15 protein-coding genes are annotated in these 16,456 nt (G+C 37.5%); 11 read left to right on the top strand and 4 right to left on the bottom strand.

Annotation, left to right across the window (positions count from 1 at the left end):
• Nucleotides 1-81 precede the first annotated feature (81 nt).
• Both ispE and lolB read right to left on the bottom strand, forming a co-directional pair.
• Nucleotides 82-984 carry a 4-(cytidine 5'-diphospho)-2-C-methyl-D-erythritol kinase gene (ispE, locus tag GAB14E_RS17630; RefSeq protein WP_033081138.1) on the bottom strand — a complete coding sequence of 301 codons (903 nt, stop codon included), beginning with the start codon at nt 982-984 and terminating at the stop codon, nt 82-84.
• A gap of 14 nt (nt 985-998) precedes the next feature.
• Nucleotides 999-1,682, bottom strand: coding sequence for a lipoprotein insertase outer membrane protein LolB (gene lolB / locus GAB14E_RS17635; RefSeq protein WP_033081137.1), 684 nt, complete (start codon nt 1,680-1,682; stop codon nt 999-1,001).
• Nucleotides 1,683-1,875: 193 nt separating this feature from the next.
• Here lolB and hemA point away from each other — a divergent pair, with 193 nt between their 5' ends.
• From hemA to kdsA, 7 genes are all read left to right on the top strand, one after another.
• Entirely contained in the window at nt 1,876-3,144 is a 1,269-nt protein-coding gene (gene hemA / locus GAB14E_RS17640) for a glutamyl-tRNA reductase (RefSeq protein WP_033081136.1), read from the top strand.
• 276 nt (nt 3,145-3,420) lie between these two features.
• The gene (prfA, locus tag GAB14E_RS17645) at nt 3,421-4,509 is read left to right on the top strand and encodes a peptide chain release factor 1 (RefSeq protein WP_033081135.1); all 1,089 of its coding nucleotides are present in this window, start codon (nt 3,421-3,423) and stop codon (nt 4,507-4,509) included.
• A 17-nt stretch (nt 4,510-4,526) separates the two neighbouring features.
• Entirely contained in the window at nt 4,527-5,378 is an 852-nt protein-coding gene (prmC, locus tag GAB14E_RS17650) for a peptide chain release factor N(5)-glutamine methyltransferase (RefSeq protein ID WP_033081134.1), read from the top strand.
• 118 nt (nt 5,379-5,496) lie between these two features.
• The gene (locus tag GAB14E_RS17655; protein ID WP_052093490.1) at nt 5,497-5,862 is read left to right on the top strand and encodes a SirB2 family protein; all 366 of its coding nucleotides are present in this window, start codon (nt 5,497-5,499) and stop codon (nt 5,860-5,862) included.
• A gap of 62 nt (nt 5,863-5,924) precedes the next feature.
• Nucleotides 5,925-6,746, top strand: coding sequence for a SirB1 family protein (locus GAB14E_RS17660; protein WP_033081132.1), 822 nt, complete (start codon nt 5,925-5,927; stop codon nt 6,744-6,746).
• 44 nt (nt 6,747-6,790) lie between these two features.
• Entirely contained in the window at nt 6,791-8,053 is a 1,263-nt protein-coding gene (locus GAB14E_RS17665) for a DUF819 family protein (protein WP_033081131.1), read from the top strand.
• 218 nt (nt 8,054-8,271) lie between these two features.
• The gene (gene kdsA, locus GAB14E_RS17670; protein WP_033081130.1) at nt 8,272-9,114 is read left to right on the top strand and encodes a 3-deoxy-8-phosphooctulonate synthase; all 843 of its coding nucleotides are present in this window, start codon (nt 8,272-8,274) and stop codon (nt 9,112-9,114) included.
• A 321-nt stretch (nt 9,115-9,435) separates the two neighbouring features.
• Here the strand turns inward: kdsA and GAB14E_RS17675 are convergent, their stop codons facing one another.
• Nucleotides 9,436-9,723: a hypothetical protein gene (locus GAB14E_RS17675; protein WP_033081129.1), complete on the bottom strand. Its 288-nt coding sequence runs from the start codon at nt 9,721-9,723 to the stop codon at nt 9,436-9,438.
• 321 nt (nt 9,724-10,044) lie between these two features.
• Between GAB14E_RS17675 and GAB14E_RS17680 the strand changes: the two genes are divergently transcribed.
• The 4 genes from GAB14E_RS17680 (at nt 10,045) to rlmM (ending at nt 13,372) form a co-directional block, all read left to right on the top strand.
• Nucleotides 10,045-10,977: a transcriptional regulator GcvA gene (locus tag GAB14E_RS17680; RefSeq protein WP_033081128.1), complete on the top strand. Its 933-nt coding sequence runs from the start codon at nt 10,045-10,047 to the stop codon at nt 10,975-10,977.
• Entirely contained in the window at nt 10,977-11,747 is a 771-nt protein-coding gene (locus GAB14E_RS17685) for an alpha/beta family hydrolase (protein ID WP_231561986.1), read from the top strand. Before GAB14E_RS17680 ends, GAB14E_RS17685 begins: the two co-directional genes overlap by 1 nt.
• A complete protein-coding gene (locus GAB14E_RS17690; protein ID WP_081967719.1) occupies nt 11,744-12,184 on the top strand; it encodes a DUF423 domain-containing protein in 441 nt (146 codons plus the stop codon). The genes GAB14E_RS17685 and GAB14E_RS17690 overlap by 4 nt, the downstream gene beginning before the upstream one ends.
• A 78-nt stretch (nt 12,185-12,262) precedes the next feature.
• Nucleotides 12,263-13,372 (top strand): 23S rRNA (cytidine(2498)-2'-O)-methyltransferase RlmM, encoded by a 1,110-nt coding sequence (gene rlmM, locus GAB14E_RS17695; protein ID WP_033081127.1) that lies wholly within the window; start codon nt 12,263-12,265, stop codon nt 13,370-13,372.
• Nucleotides 13,373-13,471: 99 nt separating this feature from the next.
• Here the strand turns inward: rlmM and GAB14E_RS17700 are convergent, their stop codons facing one another.
• Nucleotides 13,472-15,793, bottom strand: coding sequence for a methyl-accepting chemotaxis protein (locus tag GAB14E_RS17700; protein WP_033081126.1), 2,322 nt, complete (start codon nt 15,791-15,793; stop codon nt 13,472-13,474).
• Nucleotides 15,794-16,456 lie beyond the last annotated feature (663 nt).

Here is a 16,456-nt window from a genome sequence, read left to right as displayed (position 1 = left end):
CTTAACTATAGCCATTTTATTGCACAAAATAGTGCGTTAAAAGTAGCAGTGATAGTCAAGTTCGCAAATCTTGGTTGTTATTTATACGCTCAATGATAGCTTTGCTATTACAGAACATAACGGTGACTTATTAAGTCCCTGCGCGACAAAAGAGCTGATTCCTTGAGGAAGTTTTTCTTGTAATGAACGCGCCTCTTGTTGACTAGAAAAACGGCTAAAAACACACGCACCAGTTCCTGTCATTCTTGAGGGGGCGTATTCTACCAACCAAGCCAGCAGCTTGGCAACCTCAGGATACTGTTTTATTACTAATATTTGACAATCATTTTGGAAGTTATCGTTGATGAAGTCATTAGTTTCAAGGGCTGAAGGGGGGAGTCTCGAGGTATTTCTAGGAAGATCTTCTGCAGTAAAAACTTGCTGGGTCGAAATGCTACAGTCAGGTTTAGTGATTAAATACCAAGGTTCATGTGGCTCTATAGCGGTGAGCTTCTCACCTACACCTTGGGCAAAAGCTGAAAATCCGTGAATAAAAATAGGTACGTCAGCACCGAGACTCAAGCCTAATGTTGCCAGCTCACTTAACGATAATTGGCATTGCCATAATGTATTTAGGGCAACTAATATGGTCGCTGCATTCGAAGAGCCGCCACCCAATCCTCCGCCCATGGGTAATATTTTGTTTATAGATATTCGAACACCCAAGGGCGTTTTGCTTTTATTTTTTAATAACTGTGCCGCTTTTATAATGAGGTTATCTGCATTATTAACACCTGCAATAGGCGTTAACAATTCTATTGAGGAGGTCTCTGTAACCATTAATGTCAAGGTGTCGCTATAATCAATAAACTGAAACAGGGTTTCTAAATTGTGATAGCCATCATCACGCCGGCCAACAATATGTAAAAATAAATTAATTTTAGCGGGAGAAGGGAATTCAATCGATTTGTTAATAAAAGAGTTAGGGGGAACGGTGCAAGTCATTTAAAAAATTCTACTTATTTTATAATGTTAGTGGCGCGGTTGTTTGTTGTCTCTTCCTGAGAAATCATCCAATCTTTAATGGAAATTTTTATTAATAAACCCTCTTTTTTAATCGAAAACTTAGTGGCTAAGTTATAACCATCAAATTGTTGATAATTACTATAGCTGACTTGCCATAGTTCATTATTATAAAGGCTCGATAAAGAGTGTGGTAGCTCGGTGTTTTTTTGGTAAATAATATCATCACTACTTTGATAGGGGATACCTTTAAGCCAAAACGATAATGCTTGTGTTGGTAGAGGGAAACCGGCAATTGAGTGAATCAATGCTTCTAGATCTTTACCATGATAGGTTTTCCCATCCACTTGAATTTTATGATTGTTAGCGTTCGAGTGAAGTTGTAAAACATTAATACCTAAGTAGGTGGTCAAATTAAGTTGTTGCTGAGCTTTATTTTCGTTAACTCGCCAAGATAATGTTGCGCTACTGCGGTTACTGCCTTCATAAAAAGCTATTTTTCCTTTCACTTGCCACCGGTTTAATTGTTGTAACTGCTCAATTCTTTGTTGAGATGACTGCTTAATTAGCTCCGACGGTGTTTTATTTAACATAGTGCTGCAACCTGAAAGTAACAGGGTTAAAAAGGCAAAACTAACTAAGTGATATGAAGAAAGGGCAGTATTAAATATTTTGATCATTGGAGTAAGCTGTTAACACTATGATAATTGTTATTGAAACATAGCTATTTGGTACTTGTAAATAGCTGTACTATTTTTAGGGTCTTTTATCCCAGATCATATTTTAATAGCGGATCTTGAGTTATACTTGCCCTACGAGTTAATACAAGTTTAAAACACTTGTCGAAAATGTTTACAAAATAGGTTTATTACTTTGTCCATTGTTGCTGTTGGAATTAATCATAAAACTGCACCTGTTGCGGTAAGAGAAAAAATATCTTTTAATCCAGATAAGCTTTCCATCGCCCTACAAGAGATGCTTAATGCAGTTCAGTGCCGTGAAGTTGCAATACTTTCTACCTGTAATAGAACCGAACTCTATTTAGTACAAGATGGCGACTTTGAAGTGACTCAGCAACGCCTTATTCAATGGTTAGAAAATTATCACAACGTACCAGCCTCAACCATTTTACCTAGCCTATATTGGCATAAAGATCAGCAAGCCGTTAATCACATGATGCGCGTTGCTTGTGGTTTAGACTCCCTTGTTTTAGGCGAGCCACAAATCCTTGGACAAATGAAACAAGCCTATAGCCAAGCGAAAGCTGCAGGCTCTATGTCATTAGTGATGGATAGGTTATTTCAACGCACTTTTGGCGTGGCCAAGCAAGTTCGTACAGAAACAGAAATAGGTGCTAGCGCAGTATCTGTTGCTTTTGCTTCAGTAAATTTAGCTAAACATATTTTTGGCGGTCTTGAAAAAACTAAGGTATTGCTTGTTGGTGCGGGTGAAACTATTGAGTTAGTTGCCAAACATTTATATGAAAATAATGTTGGTAAAATTACGGTAGCTAACAGAACTTTAGCGCGTGCTGAAAACATGGCTAAAAAAATAGGTGCTGATGTCATCACCTTAGCGCAAATACCTGAACATATGTGTAATGCTGATATTGTTATCAGCTCTACCGGCTCTACGTTACCTATCATAGGCAAAGGTATGGTTGAGCAAGCTTTAGCGTCACGTAAACACCAACCCATCTTTATGGTTGACCTTGCTGTACCTCGAGATATAGAAGAACAAGTATCAGAACTTGAAGATGTATTTTTATATACTGTTGATGACTTACAAGGCATTATTGCTAAAAATATAGAAAACCGCCGTAAGGCTGCTGTGCAAGCTGAAAGTATTGTTAATAGCCAGTCTGATAATTTTATGGCCTGGTTACGCGGTTTAAACACCCAAGATACCGTCATTAATTATCGTAAACAGTGTTTAGACAACCGTGACGTTTTACTTGAAAAAGCACTAATCCAATTAAAAAATGGTAAAAAATCAGAGGCAGTCTTAGCTGAATTTGCCACTAAACTTACCAATAAGTTCATGCATGCACCTACCAGCGCACTCCAGTCTGCTGCCCAAGGCGGTGAACTTGATAAACTTCTGTATTTACGTGATATCTTTAATATTGATTCACAAGATTAGCGGTTTGCTTTTACCTGCCTAAGACTCTTATTTTTAATATTGTTGCTTCACGTTAATATTCCCATTACTCTAGCTAAGTAATTGTTTTATAATTACTTAAGTTCCGGGTAATGTCATTTTTTTTAATCGTGATAGACAACTGCCATATAATCAAGCATCTTGTTTTAGAAAATTTATTCTGATTGAATTCTGCCACCTTAATTAATTTAATTGCTATTACTGTGGTAGAATAGCGGCAATTTAGTTTTTCTCATCTAAAATATAAGAACATTTTTAATGAAATCATCAGTTTATCAAAAACTTGAAGTGCTAGTAGAGCGTTTCGAAGAAGTGCAAGCCTTATTATCCGATCCTGCAATCATTAGTAACCAAGACAAGTTTCGTGCTTTATCTCAAGAGTTTAAGCAACTTGATGCAGTAACTTCTGTTTTTAATAATTATAAAAATGCTGAAGATGATTTTTCCACGGCAGAAATGATGCTTAAAGATGAAGATCCTGATATGCGAGAAATGGCACAGGAAGAATATAAAGAAGCAAAAAAAGCCGTTGCAGACATTGCCGATGAATTACAAATATTATTACTACCACGCGATCCAAATGACGATAACAACTGTTTTGTTGAAATTCGTGCCGGTGCCGGTGGTGATGAAGCAGCTATTTTTGCTGGAGATTTATTTAGAATGTACAGCCGTTACTCTGAAAAGAAAGGCTGGAAAATTGAAGTCATGAATTGCAATGAAAGTGAGCAGGGTGGTTATAAAGAGCTGATCATGAAAATCAATGGCGAAGGCGTTTACGGCCATATGAAATTTGAATCTGGTGGTCATCGTGTACAGCGTGTACCAGAAACAGAATCTCAAGGCAGAGTACATACCTCAGCTTGTACCGTCGTGGTTATGCCTGAAATTCCTGAAGCAGATGCCATTGAAATTAATAAAGCTGATTTGAAAATTGATACTTTCCGTGCTTCAGGCGCGGGTGGTCAGCATGTTAATAAAACAGATTCAGCTATCCGTATTACCCATATTCCTTCGGGCGTTGTGGTTGAGTGTCAAGAACAGCGTTCACAGCATAAAAACAGAGCTCAGGCTATGTCAGTATTGCAAGCTCGCCTTCAACAAGCTGAAGATGAAAAACGCCGTAGTGAAGAAGAATCATCACGTCGTAATTTAGTTGCCAGTGGTGATCGTTCGGAGCGTATTCGTACTTATAACTTCCCACAAGGGCGAATGAGTGATCATCGCATTAATCTGACTTTATATCGTTTAAACGAGATCATGGAAGGTAGTTTACACTTGATTATGGAACCGATGATGCAAGAAAACCAAGCCGACTTATTAGCTGAATTAGCTGAACAAAACTAAGCTTGACCTTGTCTGTGATGTCAGAGAAAAACACCTCCATAGTTAATTGGATAATACATGGACAGGAGCAATTAGCTTCCTGTTCAGATAGCGCTAAGCTCGATGCACAAATTCTATTAGCATTTGTGCTCAATAAAGAGCGTAGTTACTTACTAACCTGGCCTGAAAAAGAACTTGTTAAGCAAGATGAACAGCACTACCTAGCCCTATTAAAAAGACGGGTTTTTGGTGAGCCTATCGCTTATATAGTCGGAATTAAAGAGTTTTGGTCATTGCCTTTTTTTGTTTCGCCGGCAACACTTATTCCGCGACCTGATACAGAAGTTTTGGTTGAGTTAGTGCTAGAACAGTTTGCTGAGGTGGAGTCATTACATTGCTTAGATCTCGGTACCGGTACGGGGGCAATAGCACTCGCATTAGCTTCAGAGCAACCTAAATGGCAAGTTGATGCTATTGACTTTAGTCTTGATGCAGTGAAACTAGCACAAAAAAATGCTGAAAATTTACGACTAACCCAAGTCAATATTTTTCAAAGTGACTGGTTTAGCGCTGTTGAACAACGTAAGTTTAACCTGATAGTTTCTAACCCTCCTTACATCGATGCCTTAGATGAAAACTTAAGCCAAGGTGATGTTCGTTTTGAGCCAGAATCTGCGTTAATAGCTGATGAACAAGGGCTTGGCGATATTAAACACATTGCGCAACAAGCACTAAACTTTCTTAAACCTCAAGGTGCGCTTTTTTTTGAGCATGGCTACCAACAAGGTGACGCTGTTCGCAACTTATTAACCAGTTTAGGTTATGCTAACGCGAAAACAGTAAAAGATTTTAATGGTCATGACCGCATAACTTGGGCCAATAAAGCCTAGATTAATACGGATAAATTAGAAAAATAGTCCATTTATATTTCAGGTTTACACTTTAAAACGATTTGATAACGTAAGTTCGCTAAACTACGAGCGAAATATTTATAATAAAGGAAGAGCATTGAAACATTTACATATTACCCTAGCAGTACTGAGTATTGCATTATTTACTTATCGCTTTATTTTAACGCTAATTGAATCAAAAAGCCTTGGCCGTAAATGGTTAAAAATCAGCCCTCACGTTATTGATACATTTTTACTTATTGCTGGTATTACATTAGCGGTGAAATTGCATTTAAACCCAATGGAACATATGTGGTTAGCTGAAAAAATACTAGCCTTGTTTGCTTATATTTTTACTGGTTATTATACCTTGAAATTAGCACGTAATAAGCCAATGCAAATTCTTGGTTTTTTAGGTGCCATGGGTTGGGTTATGTTAATTGTGCGTTTAGCGATGACACGAGAAGCGATGTTTTTTAGCTAAAAGCTAAAAAACTTTAGGATATAAAGTTCGAGTAACCAATGGAGTTATATTAATAAGCTGTTATGAATGAATTGTTTTTATCAGAATTAAAGTCAGTAGATAAAGATTTGCTGCAAAAACTTGTTTTACTTGAAGAGTATGTTTTTGCTGATAGTGCCGAGGTGAATGTGAAAGCAGATGCATCTCTTGATAGTTTAGAAACAATTATCAGCCAATGTTTTGCTGTCATTAGTGAACTTGAATCACCATTAGAAAAAGCTGAAGCTTTACTTAACGAATTGTACTTTCAGCACTTGTTTATCGACAGGTATCAAACTTCTTGGCCTATTTCTGCTTATAGGGTGGCAAAAGCACTGAACCAGCGTGCTATGTCACCTATTGTTAAAGCGGCTTTAGTTCAAGAAATTATATCAGCTTGTGGTTTTGAAACTGATTTAGTCTTTGTTCCTAATAAAATTATGGTGCGTTTATGTTGCGATGAACAGTACGCTATAATTTTTGATGCGGTAACCGGCGAGTCACTAGACTGGAATGAACTTGATGTACGCTTAGATGAATTATCAGGTGACCCAGGTGAGCAAGACTTAAAAGCTATTGATGATAATGTCGCATTGGTAGAGCATTTGTCAGCACTGAAAAATATGTTTATTCGTGAACAAGTATTTGATAAGGCACTAACGTGCGTTGATATTATCGTCTCATTAAACCCAGATGATCCATTACAACGTAGAGAACGTGGCTTTTTACTTCACCAGCTCGATTGCTTTAAGGTAGCGGTTGATGATTATCGCTACTTCGTAGAGCAATGCCCAAAAGATCCTGCAGCGAAAATATTGAAACTCCAACTTGAAAAAATTGACGTGGTCAATAACGTACTCCATTAATTTTTAGTTCATCAAAAATAAAAATAAAGATAAAAGGTAATATAATGCAAGAAAATATTGTGGCGGTTGCGCCACTCATCACAAATGACGCAGTAGTACTTGGACTTTTAGCGCTGATTCTTGGCTTTGTGTTTTATACTTCAACCAGTAAAAACTCTGCTTGCCAAAAATTTTATAAATACGTACCTGCATTGTTAATGTGCTACTTGTTACCTTCCTTATTAAACACCTTTGGCATCGTTAGCGCCGAAGTTAGCCAAGTTGATGAAGTTGCAAAATACTTCCTGCTACCAGCTTGCCTAGTACTATTAACATTAAGTATAGATATTAAAGCTATTGCAGGCCTTGGTAGCAAAGCGCTAATTATGTTTATAACCGGTACTATTGGTGTTGTAATTGGTGGACCAATTTCTTTATTAATTGTCTCTGCAATTTGGCCTGAGTTAATTGGTGTTACTGGTCCAGAAGCTGTTTGGCGTGGTATGGCTGCATTGGCAGGGAGCTGGATTGGCGGTGGCGCGAATATGTTGGCGATGAAAGAAATTTTTGAAGCTGATGGCAAAATTTTCACTATCATGGTAACTGTAGATATTGTGGTGGCAAACCTCTGGATGGCGGGTCTCTTATATATTGCTGCTAACCATAAGGCTATTGATGCTAAAAGTGGTGCTGATACTTCAGGTATTGATAAACTTATCGCTAAAGTTGAAGCGAATGAACGAGAAAATAAAAGAACGCCAGAGTTAAAAGACTTTATGCTTATTCTTGCTGTTGCTTTTGGTGCTGCAGGGTTTGCACACTTTTTAGCTGATTTATTGGTACCATTCTTCCAACTAAACTACCCAGAATTGAAAAAATTCAGTCTACATAGTAAATTATTCTGGATTATTGTTGTAGTAACCACTATTGGTTTAAGTTTATCTTTCACTAGAGTAAGACAGCTTGAACATGCTGGTGCTTCAAAAGTGGGTAGCAGTTTTTTATATATTTTAGTTGCCACTATTGGTTTGCATATGGATATCACGCAAATTGCTGAAGCTCCTAAATATGTGGTTATTGGTTTAATTTGGATGGCAATACATATTATTTTATTGTTTATTGTTGGTAAAATGATTAAAGCACCTATCTTCTACCTAGCCGTGGGCAGTAAAGCGAATATTGGTGGAGCAGCATCTGCACCTGTTATAGCTTCGGCGTTCCATCCTTCATTAGCGCCTGTTGGTGTATTGCTTGCGGTATTAGGTTATGCATTAGGTACCTATATGGCTTGGATTTGTGGACAGTTACTTCGTATAATCGGAAGTTAATTTGCTAGTAAAGCTTCTTCTTGTTGCTGTATGAAGAAATTTAGGCGTCAAAAGTACTCATTGATACTTTTCTAATTGATAAGTATCAACTCCGTACTTTTTCCTTTAACTTGATTTATACAGCTTAAAGCTGATGCATTACTTTGAACTTATTTTTAGTGCATTTTAGGTAATATAATTACACTATCTTGTTAGAAATACTCCTTTAGGAAGAGAATATGACAATTACATCAGTTTCAATTAAAGGCATAGAGGTTGCTAATGAGCAACCTTTCGTACTATTTGGTGGTATGAATGTGCTTGAGTCACGTGATCTTGCGATGAAAATTGCCGAGCACTACGTTGAAGTAACTCAAAAGCTAGGTATACCTTACGTATTTAAAGCCTCATTTGATAAAGCCAACCGCTCTTCAGTAAACTCTTATCGTGGACCCGGCTTAGATGAAGGTTTGAAAATTTTTGAAGAAATTAAATCAACCTTTAATGTACCTATCATTACAGATGTACATGAGTCTTACCAAGCACAGCCCGTAAGTGAAGTTGTTGATGTAATTCAATTACCTGCATTTTTAGCCAGACAAACTGATTTGGTAGTGGCAATGGCTAAAACAGGCGCGGTCATAAATGTTAAAAAACCACAATTTCTTGCCGCCCATGAAATGAAGCACATCATCACCAAGTTTGGTGAAGCTGGTAACGAGAATATTATTTTATGTGAACGTGGCAGTTGTTATGGTTATAACAACCTTGTAGTAGATATGTTAGCCATGGATGAAATGAAAAATTACGCCCCGGTGATATTTGATGCCACACATGCGTTGCAAAAGCCAGGCGGTCGCAGTGATAGTGCCGATGGTCGTCGTGCACAAGTTGCCCAGTTATCTCGTAGTGGTATGGCAATAGGTATCGCTGGCTTGTTTCTTGAAGCTCATCCTGATCCTAGTTCGGCTAAATGCGATGGGCCTTGTGCATTGCCACTTGATAAATTAGCGCCTTATCTAGCTCAAATGAAAGCCGTTGATGATTTAGTCAAAGGTTTCACTCCACTTATTACCGACTAGTGTTAGTCGCTAGTAGTAATGTTATTTCTGTTTACTACTTGATGATTTAAGCTGGATGTAACTCATAGGTTTTTAAGTTAATTAACTTTCAAAACATTTGTTTAAATAAATAATTTAAACAAATAAAAAAGGTGTCATAACTTATCGTTAGGACACCTTTTTTTGTTTTCGATCTTAACTATTAAGATCTTACTTCAGTAATGTGCGAGCATTTTGAAATGTGGTAACATGCTGGCAAATAGGCACCGACATGTAGATTGATAGTCACCTTATTAGCGTTGCTTTAACGCCGTGTGATTCAATCAGTGTAGTTGAATTTAATTATTCAGCCATTAATCTTGTTTTAGTTAACGTAACAGCCTGATTTTGCTTTGCCGCTTGCTTCTGTATGGCAAGGCCTGAGCCTGTGGTCTGTTGCGTGTAATTAATTTTTACTGGTGCGAAAGATAATTTAAGATTGCTATGAGCAGCAGTTGTTAGTTGAGTTTGATTAACTGGCTCAGCTTTAACAAGTGCTGTTTTGGGTACGGCAGCAGTGGCTACAGTACTAAATAAAGTAGTGGCGAATAATACGACAAGTAAGTTAGTTTTTTTAATGCTTTGTTTCATGTTGTTTGTCCTTTTAATGACCTAATAATAAATTTATAATAACGGATAGATTTATTAGGACTTTTTCTCGCGCTGGTTTTACTCTTCAAAATAAAGCGTGTGGGTTGGGAGCACACGCTGTACCTGAGTTTCATAAAACGTTGAGATGATGTCCTTCATCTACGGTTTGAATAATACGCAAGTTTATTACAAAATAAAAATGACTTAAAATAATGTTATTCATTAGAAAAACTAATGAATAATTGTTATGCTCCCTTTCTAGGTTTTTATGCAGTTTTTACGCGCATATTTTTAATGATATAAATAACTACCAGGTGACCTTTGGCTAATAGACTCCCACCCCTAAAAGCTTTGCGAGCATTTGAAGCATCAGCAAGGCAGCTCAGCTTTACGCGGGCAGCAGAAGAGCTTTTTGTTACGCAAGCAGCAATAAGCCATCAAATTAAAGCTTTAGAAGAGCATTTAGGCATTAAATTGTTTATGCGAAAAAATCGAGCCTTGCTGCTCACTGAGGAGGGGCAGTCTTATTACTTAGATATAAAAGATATTTTTACCTCTATACATGAAGCTACGGAGCGCTTATTAGCTCGTGGTGCCAAAGGGGCGATAACCGTAAGTTCACAAGCGAGTTTTGCCATTCAATGGTTAGTTCCTCGGTTAACCGCTTTTAATGCATTACATGAAGATATTGATGTTAGGATCAAGGCGGTTGACCAACCAGAGAATTCATTGACCGAAGATGTCGATGTTGCTATTTATTATGGTCGTGGGCGCTGGCCAAATATTCATGCCGATAAACTGAATACTGAATACCTCATTCCCGTTTGTTCTCCACTATTAATACAAGAAAACTCGGCTAATGGTAAACCGCCGCTGTTGTCTTTAGACGACTTGTCAGAACATAATTTACTACATGATACATCGCGAAAAGACTGGAAACGCTGGTTTAAACAAGTTGGCGTAAAAGGCGCCAACGTTAACCATGGGCCGATTTTTAGTCATTCTGCCATGGTTTTACAAGCGGCGTTGCACGGGCAGGGTGTTGCTTTGGCTTATAGTGTACTGGCCAAGCCCGATATTGATTCAGGCCGTTTAGTATGCCCCTTTAATGATGTTCTAGTGAGTAAAAATGCGTATTTCATAGTATGTCGTGAGAATCAAAAAGATAATGCTAAAATTGATGCTTTTAGGCAGTGGATGTTAGACATGGTAGAAGCAGAGCAAGAGCAAATCACCGATGGACAAATAAGTTAATGGCATCAATGCAAGAAAAGAGACAAGTAAATATTCAAGTAAAATCACAAGTTATAAGTGGAGTTGATGGCTGTGATATCAATATAATTTGGGATACTGTCGACAATGCTACCGCACAGGTGATTTTTGCACACGGTGCTGGTGCAAATATGACTCACGAGTTTATGGCTAAAATTGCTTTATTACTTAATAAGGCAAGTATCAATGTAATACGATTTAATTTTCCATTTATGGATAAAAGGGCACTAACGGGGAAAAAATATCCCCCAGATAGAATGCCTAAGTTGTTGCCTTGTTATCAAGCCGTTGTTGGGCATGTAGTTAAACACAGCAGTAATAAGGAACTGCCTTTGTTCATTGGTGGAAAATCAATGGGTTCTAGAGTAGCAGCAAACTTAGTGGCGGACCCTGAAGTATTAGATGTCAATTTATTCAATAAAATATCTGCTGTTTTTTGTTTAGGTTATCCGTTTCACCCGACGAAAAAACCAGAAAAACTTCGACTTGAACCATTGTTTGGTGCTAGTAAGCCAATCCTCATTGTACAGGGTGACCGCGATACCTTGGGGAATAAAGAAGAGATCCTCAGCTATCAACTGGCTGAGCACTGCCAGTGTGTGTTTTTAGCTGATGGCGATCACAGTTTCAAACCCAGAGTTAAATCAGGTTTTACTTTGCAGGCTCATATGAAGTGCGCTGTTGAGGAAATTGTCTACTTTATTAATCAGGTACTTTTAGATAGCAAAGTCGAACATGAGGAAAAATTATGAACAGCCCTAACGTGAGCAGCACTAATATAAATAAGCCACAGCTAAAATTAGCGGCTAGCACTACTTTACTCAAAAGTATGATGTTTTTTGTTGGTATCAGTGGTTGTTTTTCTGTACTATTCGGCGCTTGGCTGGCTCACGGCGGTCAAACATTACCAGTAAATGTACAATCTAGCTTAGCAACAGCACTACAATATCAATTTTTTCATACGCTTGCGTTATTAGTAACATTAGTTTGGCTGAAAGTAGCTGAACCCTCTAAGGTATTACTTAGTGCTTGTATTGCTTTTGTCACCGGAATTTTGCTTTTTTGCGGCGTAATATATATTAAATCATTTTTTGAACTTGCAGCTATCGGTAAAATAACCCCCTTCGGTGGTATTGCGTTTGCGTTAGCTTGGCTATTACTAGCAATTGAAAGTAAAAATAATTTTTAACGACACTCGTTGTAGTGTTAATACTCTTTTGGCCCATTATCTATTTCGGCCGTAAGATATATAAGGTAAAAATCACATATGACCTCCATCGTATTATTTTGTCGACCAGGCTTTGAAAAAGAGTGTGGCGCAGAAATTCAAGAAAAAGCAGCTTGGAATGAAATGTATGGCTATTTAGAACTAAAGAAAAACCAAGGTTTAGTCTTTTTTCACTTACAAGAAAGTAAACATGGCGAAGAATTAATGAATAAGCTGCCGCTTAAGCGACTTATTTTCGCTCGTCAGTGGTTTGTTACCGTCACTGAGAAAATAACATTACCTGATTACAATCGTGTTGAAGCCATTACCGAAGCCTTAGGCAATGAATGGCAATATAGCGATTTACGCATGGAAATGGCCGATGATAATGATGGCAAATCGTTAAGTAAGTTTTGCCGGAAACTGTCGGTACCTTTGCGTCAAGCCTTGCGTAAAAACAAAATACTTACCCAGAAAGGTAATAATTCAGCAGATGATCCCGATGGCGCTACTTTACATGCGCTATTTCTTAGTGGACAGGAAGTGATTCTAGGCTTTTCATTAGCCCGTAATAGTTCACCACATGTAATGGGTATTCCGAGATTAAAGTTTCCTAGCGCATCACCGAGTCGTTCTACTTTGAAGCTTGATGAGGCCTTTTTATATTTTGTTCCTCGTGATGAGTGGAATGAACGGTTAACTTCTGGTATGAATGCCGTAGATTTAGGCTCAGCACCTGGTGGTTGGACTTATCAGTTGGTTCGCCGTGGCATGATGGTTACCGCTATAGACAATGGCCCTATGGCAGAGTCTTTAATGGAAACAGGTCAAGTAAAGCATAAAATGATGGATGGCTTTAAATACATACCAATGAAGCATAATGTCCATTGGATGGTGTGTGATATGATTGAGAAGCCGCAGCGAGTGGCTAAGCTGATGAGTGAATGGTTACTTAAGGGGTATTGCAAAGAAGCTATGTTCAATCTTAAGCTGCCAATGAAAGGTCGTTATCAGCAGGTTACCAATGATTTACAATCGATAAAAGATGCTTTTAGCAAGTATGATGTCAAGTATGAACTTTATGCTAAACACCTCTATTATGATCGTGAAGAAATTACTGTACATGCCCGTTTACTTTCTCCAGCTCCTTTGGCCAATAACGATAGCTAATATATGTTTTTATAGATTATAAGAAAGAGACAAGCAGTGTTGGTATTTATTCACTGCTTGTCGTCATTAATTAAAATTTAATCCTTTAGCTAAACGCGACTAGTATTTAAATTGCTGTACTATATTAGACATATTAACGGCAAGTTTTGCTAGCTCTTCAGATGCTTGTGAAGTTTGTTGAGCGGCACTTGAGCTACTATCGGTAAATTCGGCTATATCAATAATATTTTGATGAACCTGATTAACACTGACACTTTGTTGTTTTGCTACCGTAGCATTAGCACTGTTTTTACTGCTAACATTTGATACAAGTGCTGAAATGTTTTTTAAGCTTCTAGCTGTTTCCATCACCAATTTTATACCTTTATTTGCTTCGTCTGACGCATTTTTCATTGCGGCAACTGATTGACTTGATGATGCTTTTAATCGCTTAATTTTTTCTTGAATTTCTATGGTGGACTCTTGAGTTTTACCGGCCAGTGTTCGTACTTCGTCGGCAACCACTGAAAACCCTCTGCCAGACTCACCGGCACGCGCAGCCTCAATAGCGGCGTTAAGGGCGAGTAAGTTGGTCTGCTCGGCAATATTATCAATAACACTCAACACAGAGCTAATATCTTCAACTTGGCTATTGAGCTGCTCTAATTCTTTAGCGGCGCTGCTTACTGAGTCTCCTAGCCCATTAATTGCTAAATGAGCATTTGCTGAAAGATCGGCTACTTTTAAAGATTCACCATTTGCCTCATTCGTCAGCTCTGCCGTGTGTAATGAGTTATCGGCTATTTCATTAATACTGTCATTAAACTCAGACATAGCATGGCTAGTTTGCTCAGTTTTCCTTTTTTGTAAAATTACAATATTATTACTTTCTAAGGTCACTGCAGATAACTCTTCAGAAGAAGAAGCAAGTTGTACTGCGTGATGATCAATATCAATAATGATATGACGAATTTTACTGACAAACTGGTTAAAAGCTTTACCTATGTCACCAATTTCATCAGAACGTTTTGCTATATCAAGTTTGGCGGTAAGATCACCATCACCTTGAGCTATGTTAGTAATACTAGCAACGAGTGAATTAATCGGTTGGACTAATTTATTAGTACTTATTAGGCCGATGATAATGCTGAACAAAGCAGTAATGGCTAATATAATTAAACAATAGAATAGTAAGTTACTACTTAACTTTGTTGCCGCAGTAAAAGCTTCGGAAACATCTATTTCTGCCATCAATGCCCAAGTAAGTTCACCATATTTTATCGGGGTATAAGCCGATAGTACTTCGACACCACGATAATCACTAAATTGAGCAAAATCAGCACTGCCACTTAATGCTCGTTGGGTGCCTAAGGTTTCTACAAATTGTAGGCCGATTGCAGAGGCGTAGCCCTTTATTTTATCAAGATTAGGTTGATGGGAAGCAGCGGCTAATGCTTTGTAGTAATTTTTTTTATCTTCTATTAGAAAGCGGCTTTCGCTGCGTAATTTATTGTCAGAGCCAACTAAATAGGTTTCTCCTGACAAACCTAAGCCAACTTGTTGCCATTGGTTATTATTGGTCATTATTTTGTTAATGCCATCAATAGGCATTTGGAAAATTAATATTGCGCTGGTTACGCCATTATTATCTTTAATTGGAGAGGCAATAAATGATGCCGGTTGATTATATGACGGATAATACCCTTCAAAATCAACTAAAGAGCTAGTGTTATCTCCACTAAGGGTTAATGCCTTATTAAATGCTTTAGCAATACCAGAATTTGCATAAGGGCCAGATTTCAAAGAAGTAGCATAATCAAGTTCTTTGAAAACACTGTAGACAATATGACCAGACTGAGCATCAACAATAAAAATGTCATAATAGCCAAATTGTTGTAAATACTCACTGAACATTGGATGGTATTGCTGATGGCTTTGGTCATAAGCAGAATCACCAGCGGTTAATAGTTTGTCTTTATTTCCCAACTCAAACTGATTATCAGCAATATATCTTGCTTGATAATATTTTGCTTTATTACTTAGTTGTGAAAATTTTTCCTTGGTATTTGCTTGCTCAGAATTTTTACTATCAAAAGTAGGAGTAAACTCATTCTGATAATATTGTTGCAGTGTTGTTTCAGCAGTGTTTAATTCTATTGACGAAATAAGTTGCTGGTTAAATGCATCTATGTAGCTAGTCGCTGCATCTTTTACCGTAGGGTTTTTAGCTAGCGTGGATACTTGTCCGGAAACCTGCTTTAAATAGTCATCTATTTGTGATTTTTTTAGCTCCCTAAGAGAGATTAATTGCTCTTTAGCTTTTTCTTCTAGCGCCGAAAAAGAGGACTGATTTGCTTGCCACGTGATGGCAATAGCAATGATTGTTGCAGGTATTAGTGCAAGTAATACCGCTTGTAGTAATAGTTTCTGTTTGATTTTCATGATAAATCCTTTTGATTCACTTTCCATGGAATAAAACCCCGTATAATCTTGTTAAATGATTACCGTTCGCATTTGAGTGCTTGGTAAGTATAGTCGATAAAAATAGAAGTAGCTGTTTGTTTTACATTCGATTTTTAATTGAAAACTATATTTTCGTAGTGAAAATGTAACAAATCATACTGCTTGCTGTTTTTGTTAACCGCCATTTGGCTTAAGTCATAGTAAGTTTATTGAGATGACTTTAAATACTTTGCAAAGTATCTAACCTGAACTCTGGATAATGAGTGCTTAATGTTTGAGTAAAAACAACAGTTTACGGTTATTTAAAATAAAATATAGCGGATTAAATAGCGATATACTCTATTAATGTTTCAATTTATTCAATTATCAAGGCAAAGCGTTTATGAATAACGGGTTATTTATCGACGTTTTAACGCTGAGGATCGGATGACGGGGAGTATTGGGCAAGTGCTGCTTATCCAGAGCCCAGGTTAACGAAGTACAAATAACCACTATAGAAGTTTTATTCAGCTGGCAGGAGCTTGTTTAGAAAGTAGAATTAAAATCAGGTAGTAACGGTTATAGGCGGTAGAATGATAAAACGATCAATATTTTAATCATAAATATTGACCGTTTCTTTGATGCTTATCTTATTGCTAGTTT

This window comes from Colwellia psychrerythraea, from assembly GCF_000764185.1.
Lineage (GTDB): Bacteria > Pseudomonadota > Gammaproteobacteria > Enterobacterales > Alteromonadaceae > Colwellia > Colwellia psychrerythraea_B.
Note: the sequence above shows the minus strand (reverse complement) of the source record. Positions and strands in the feature narration are given on the sequence as shown.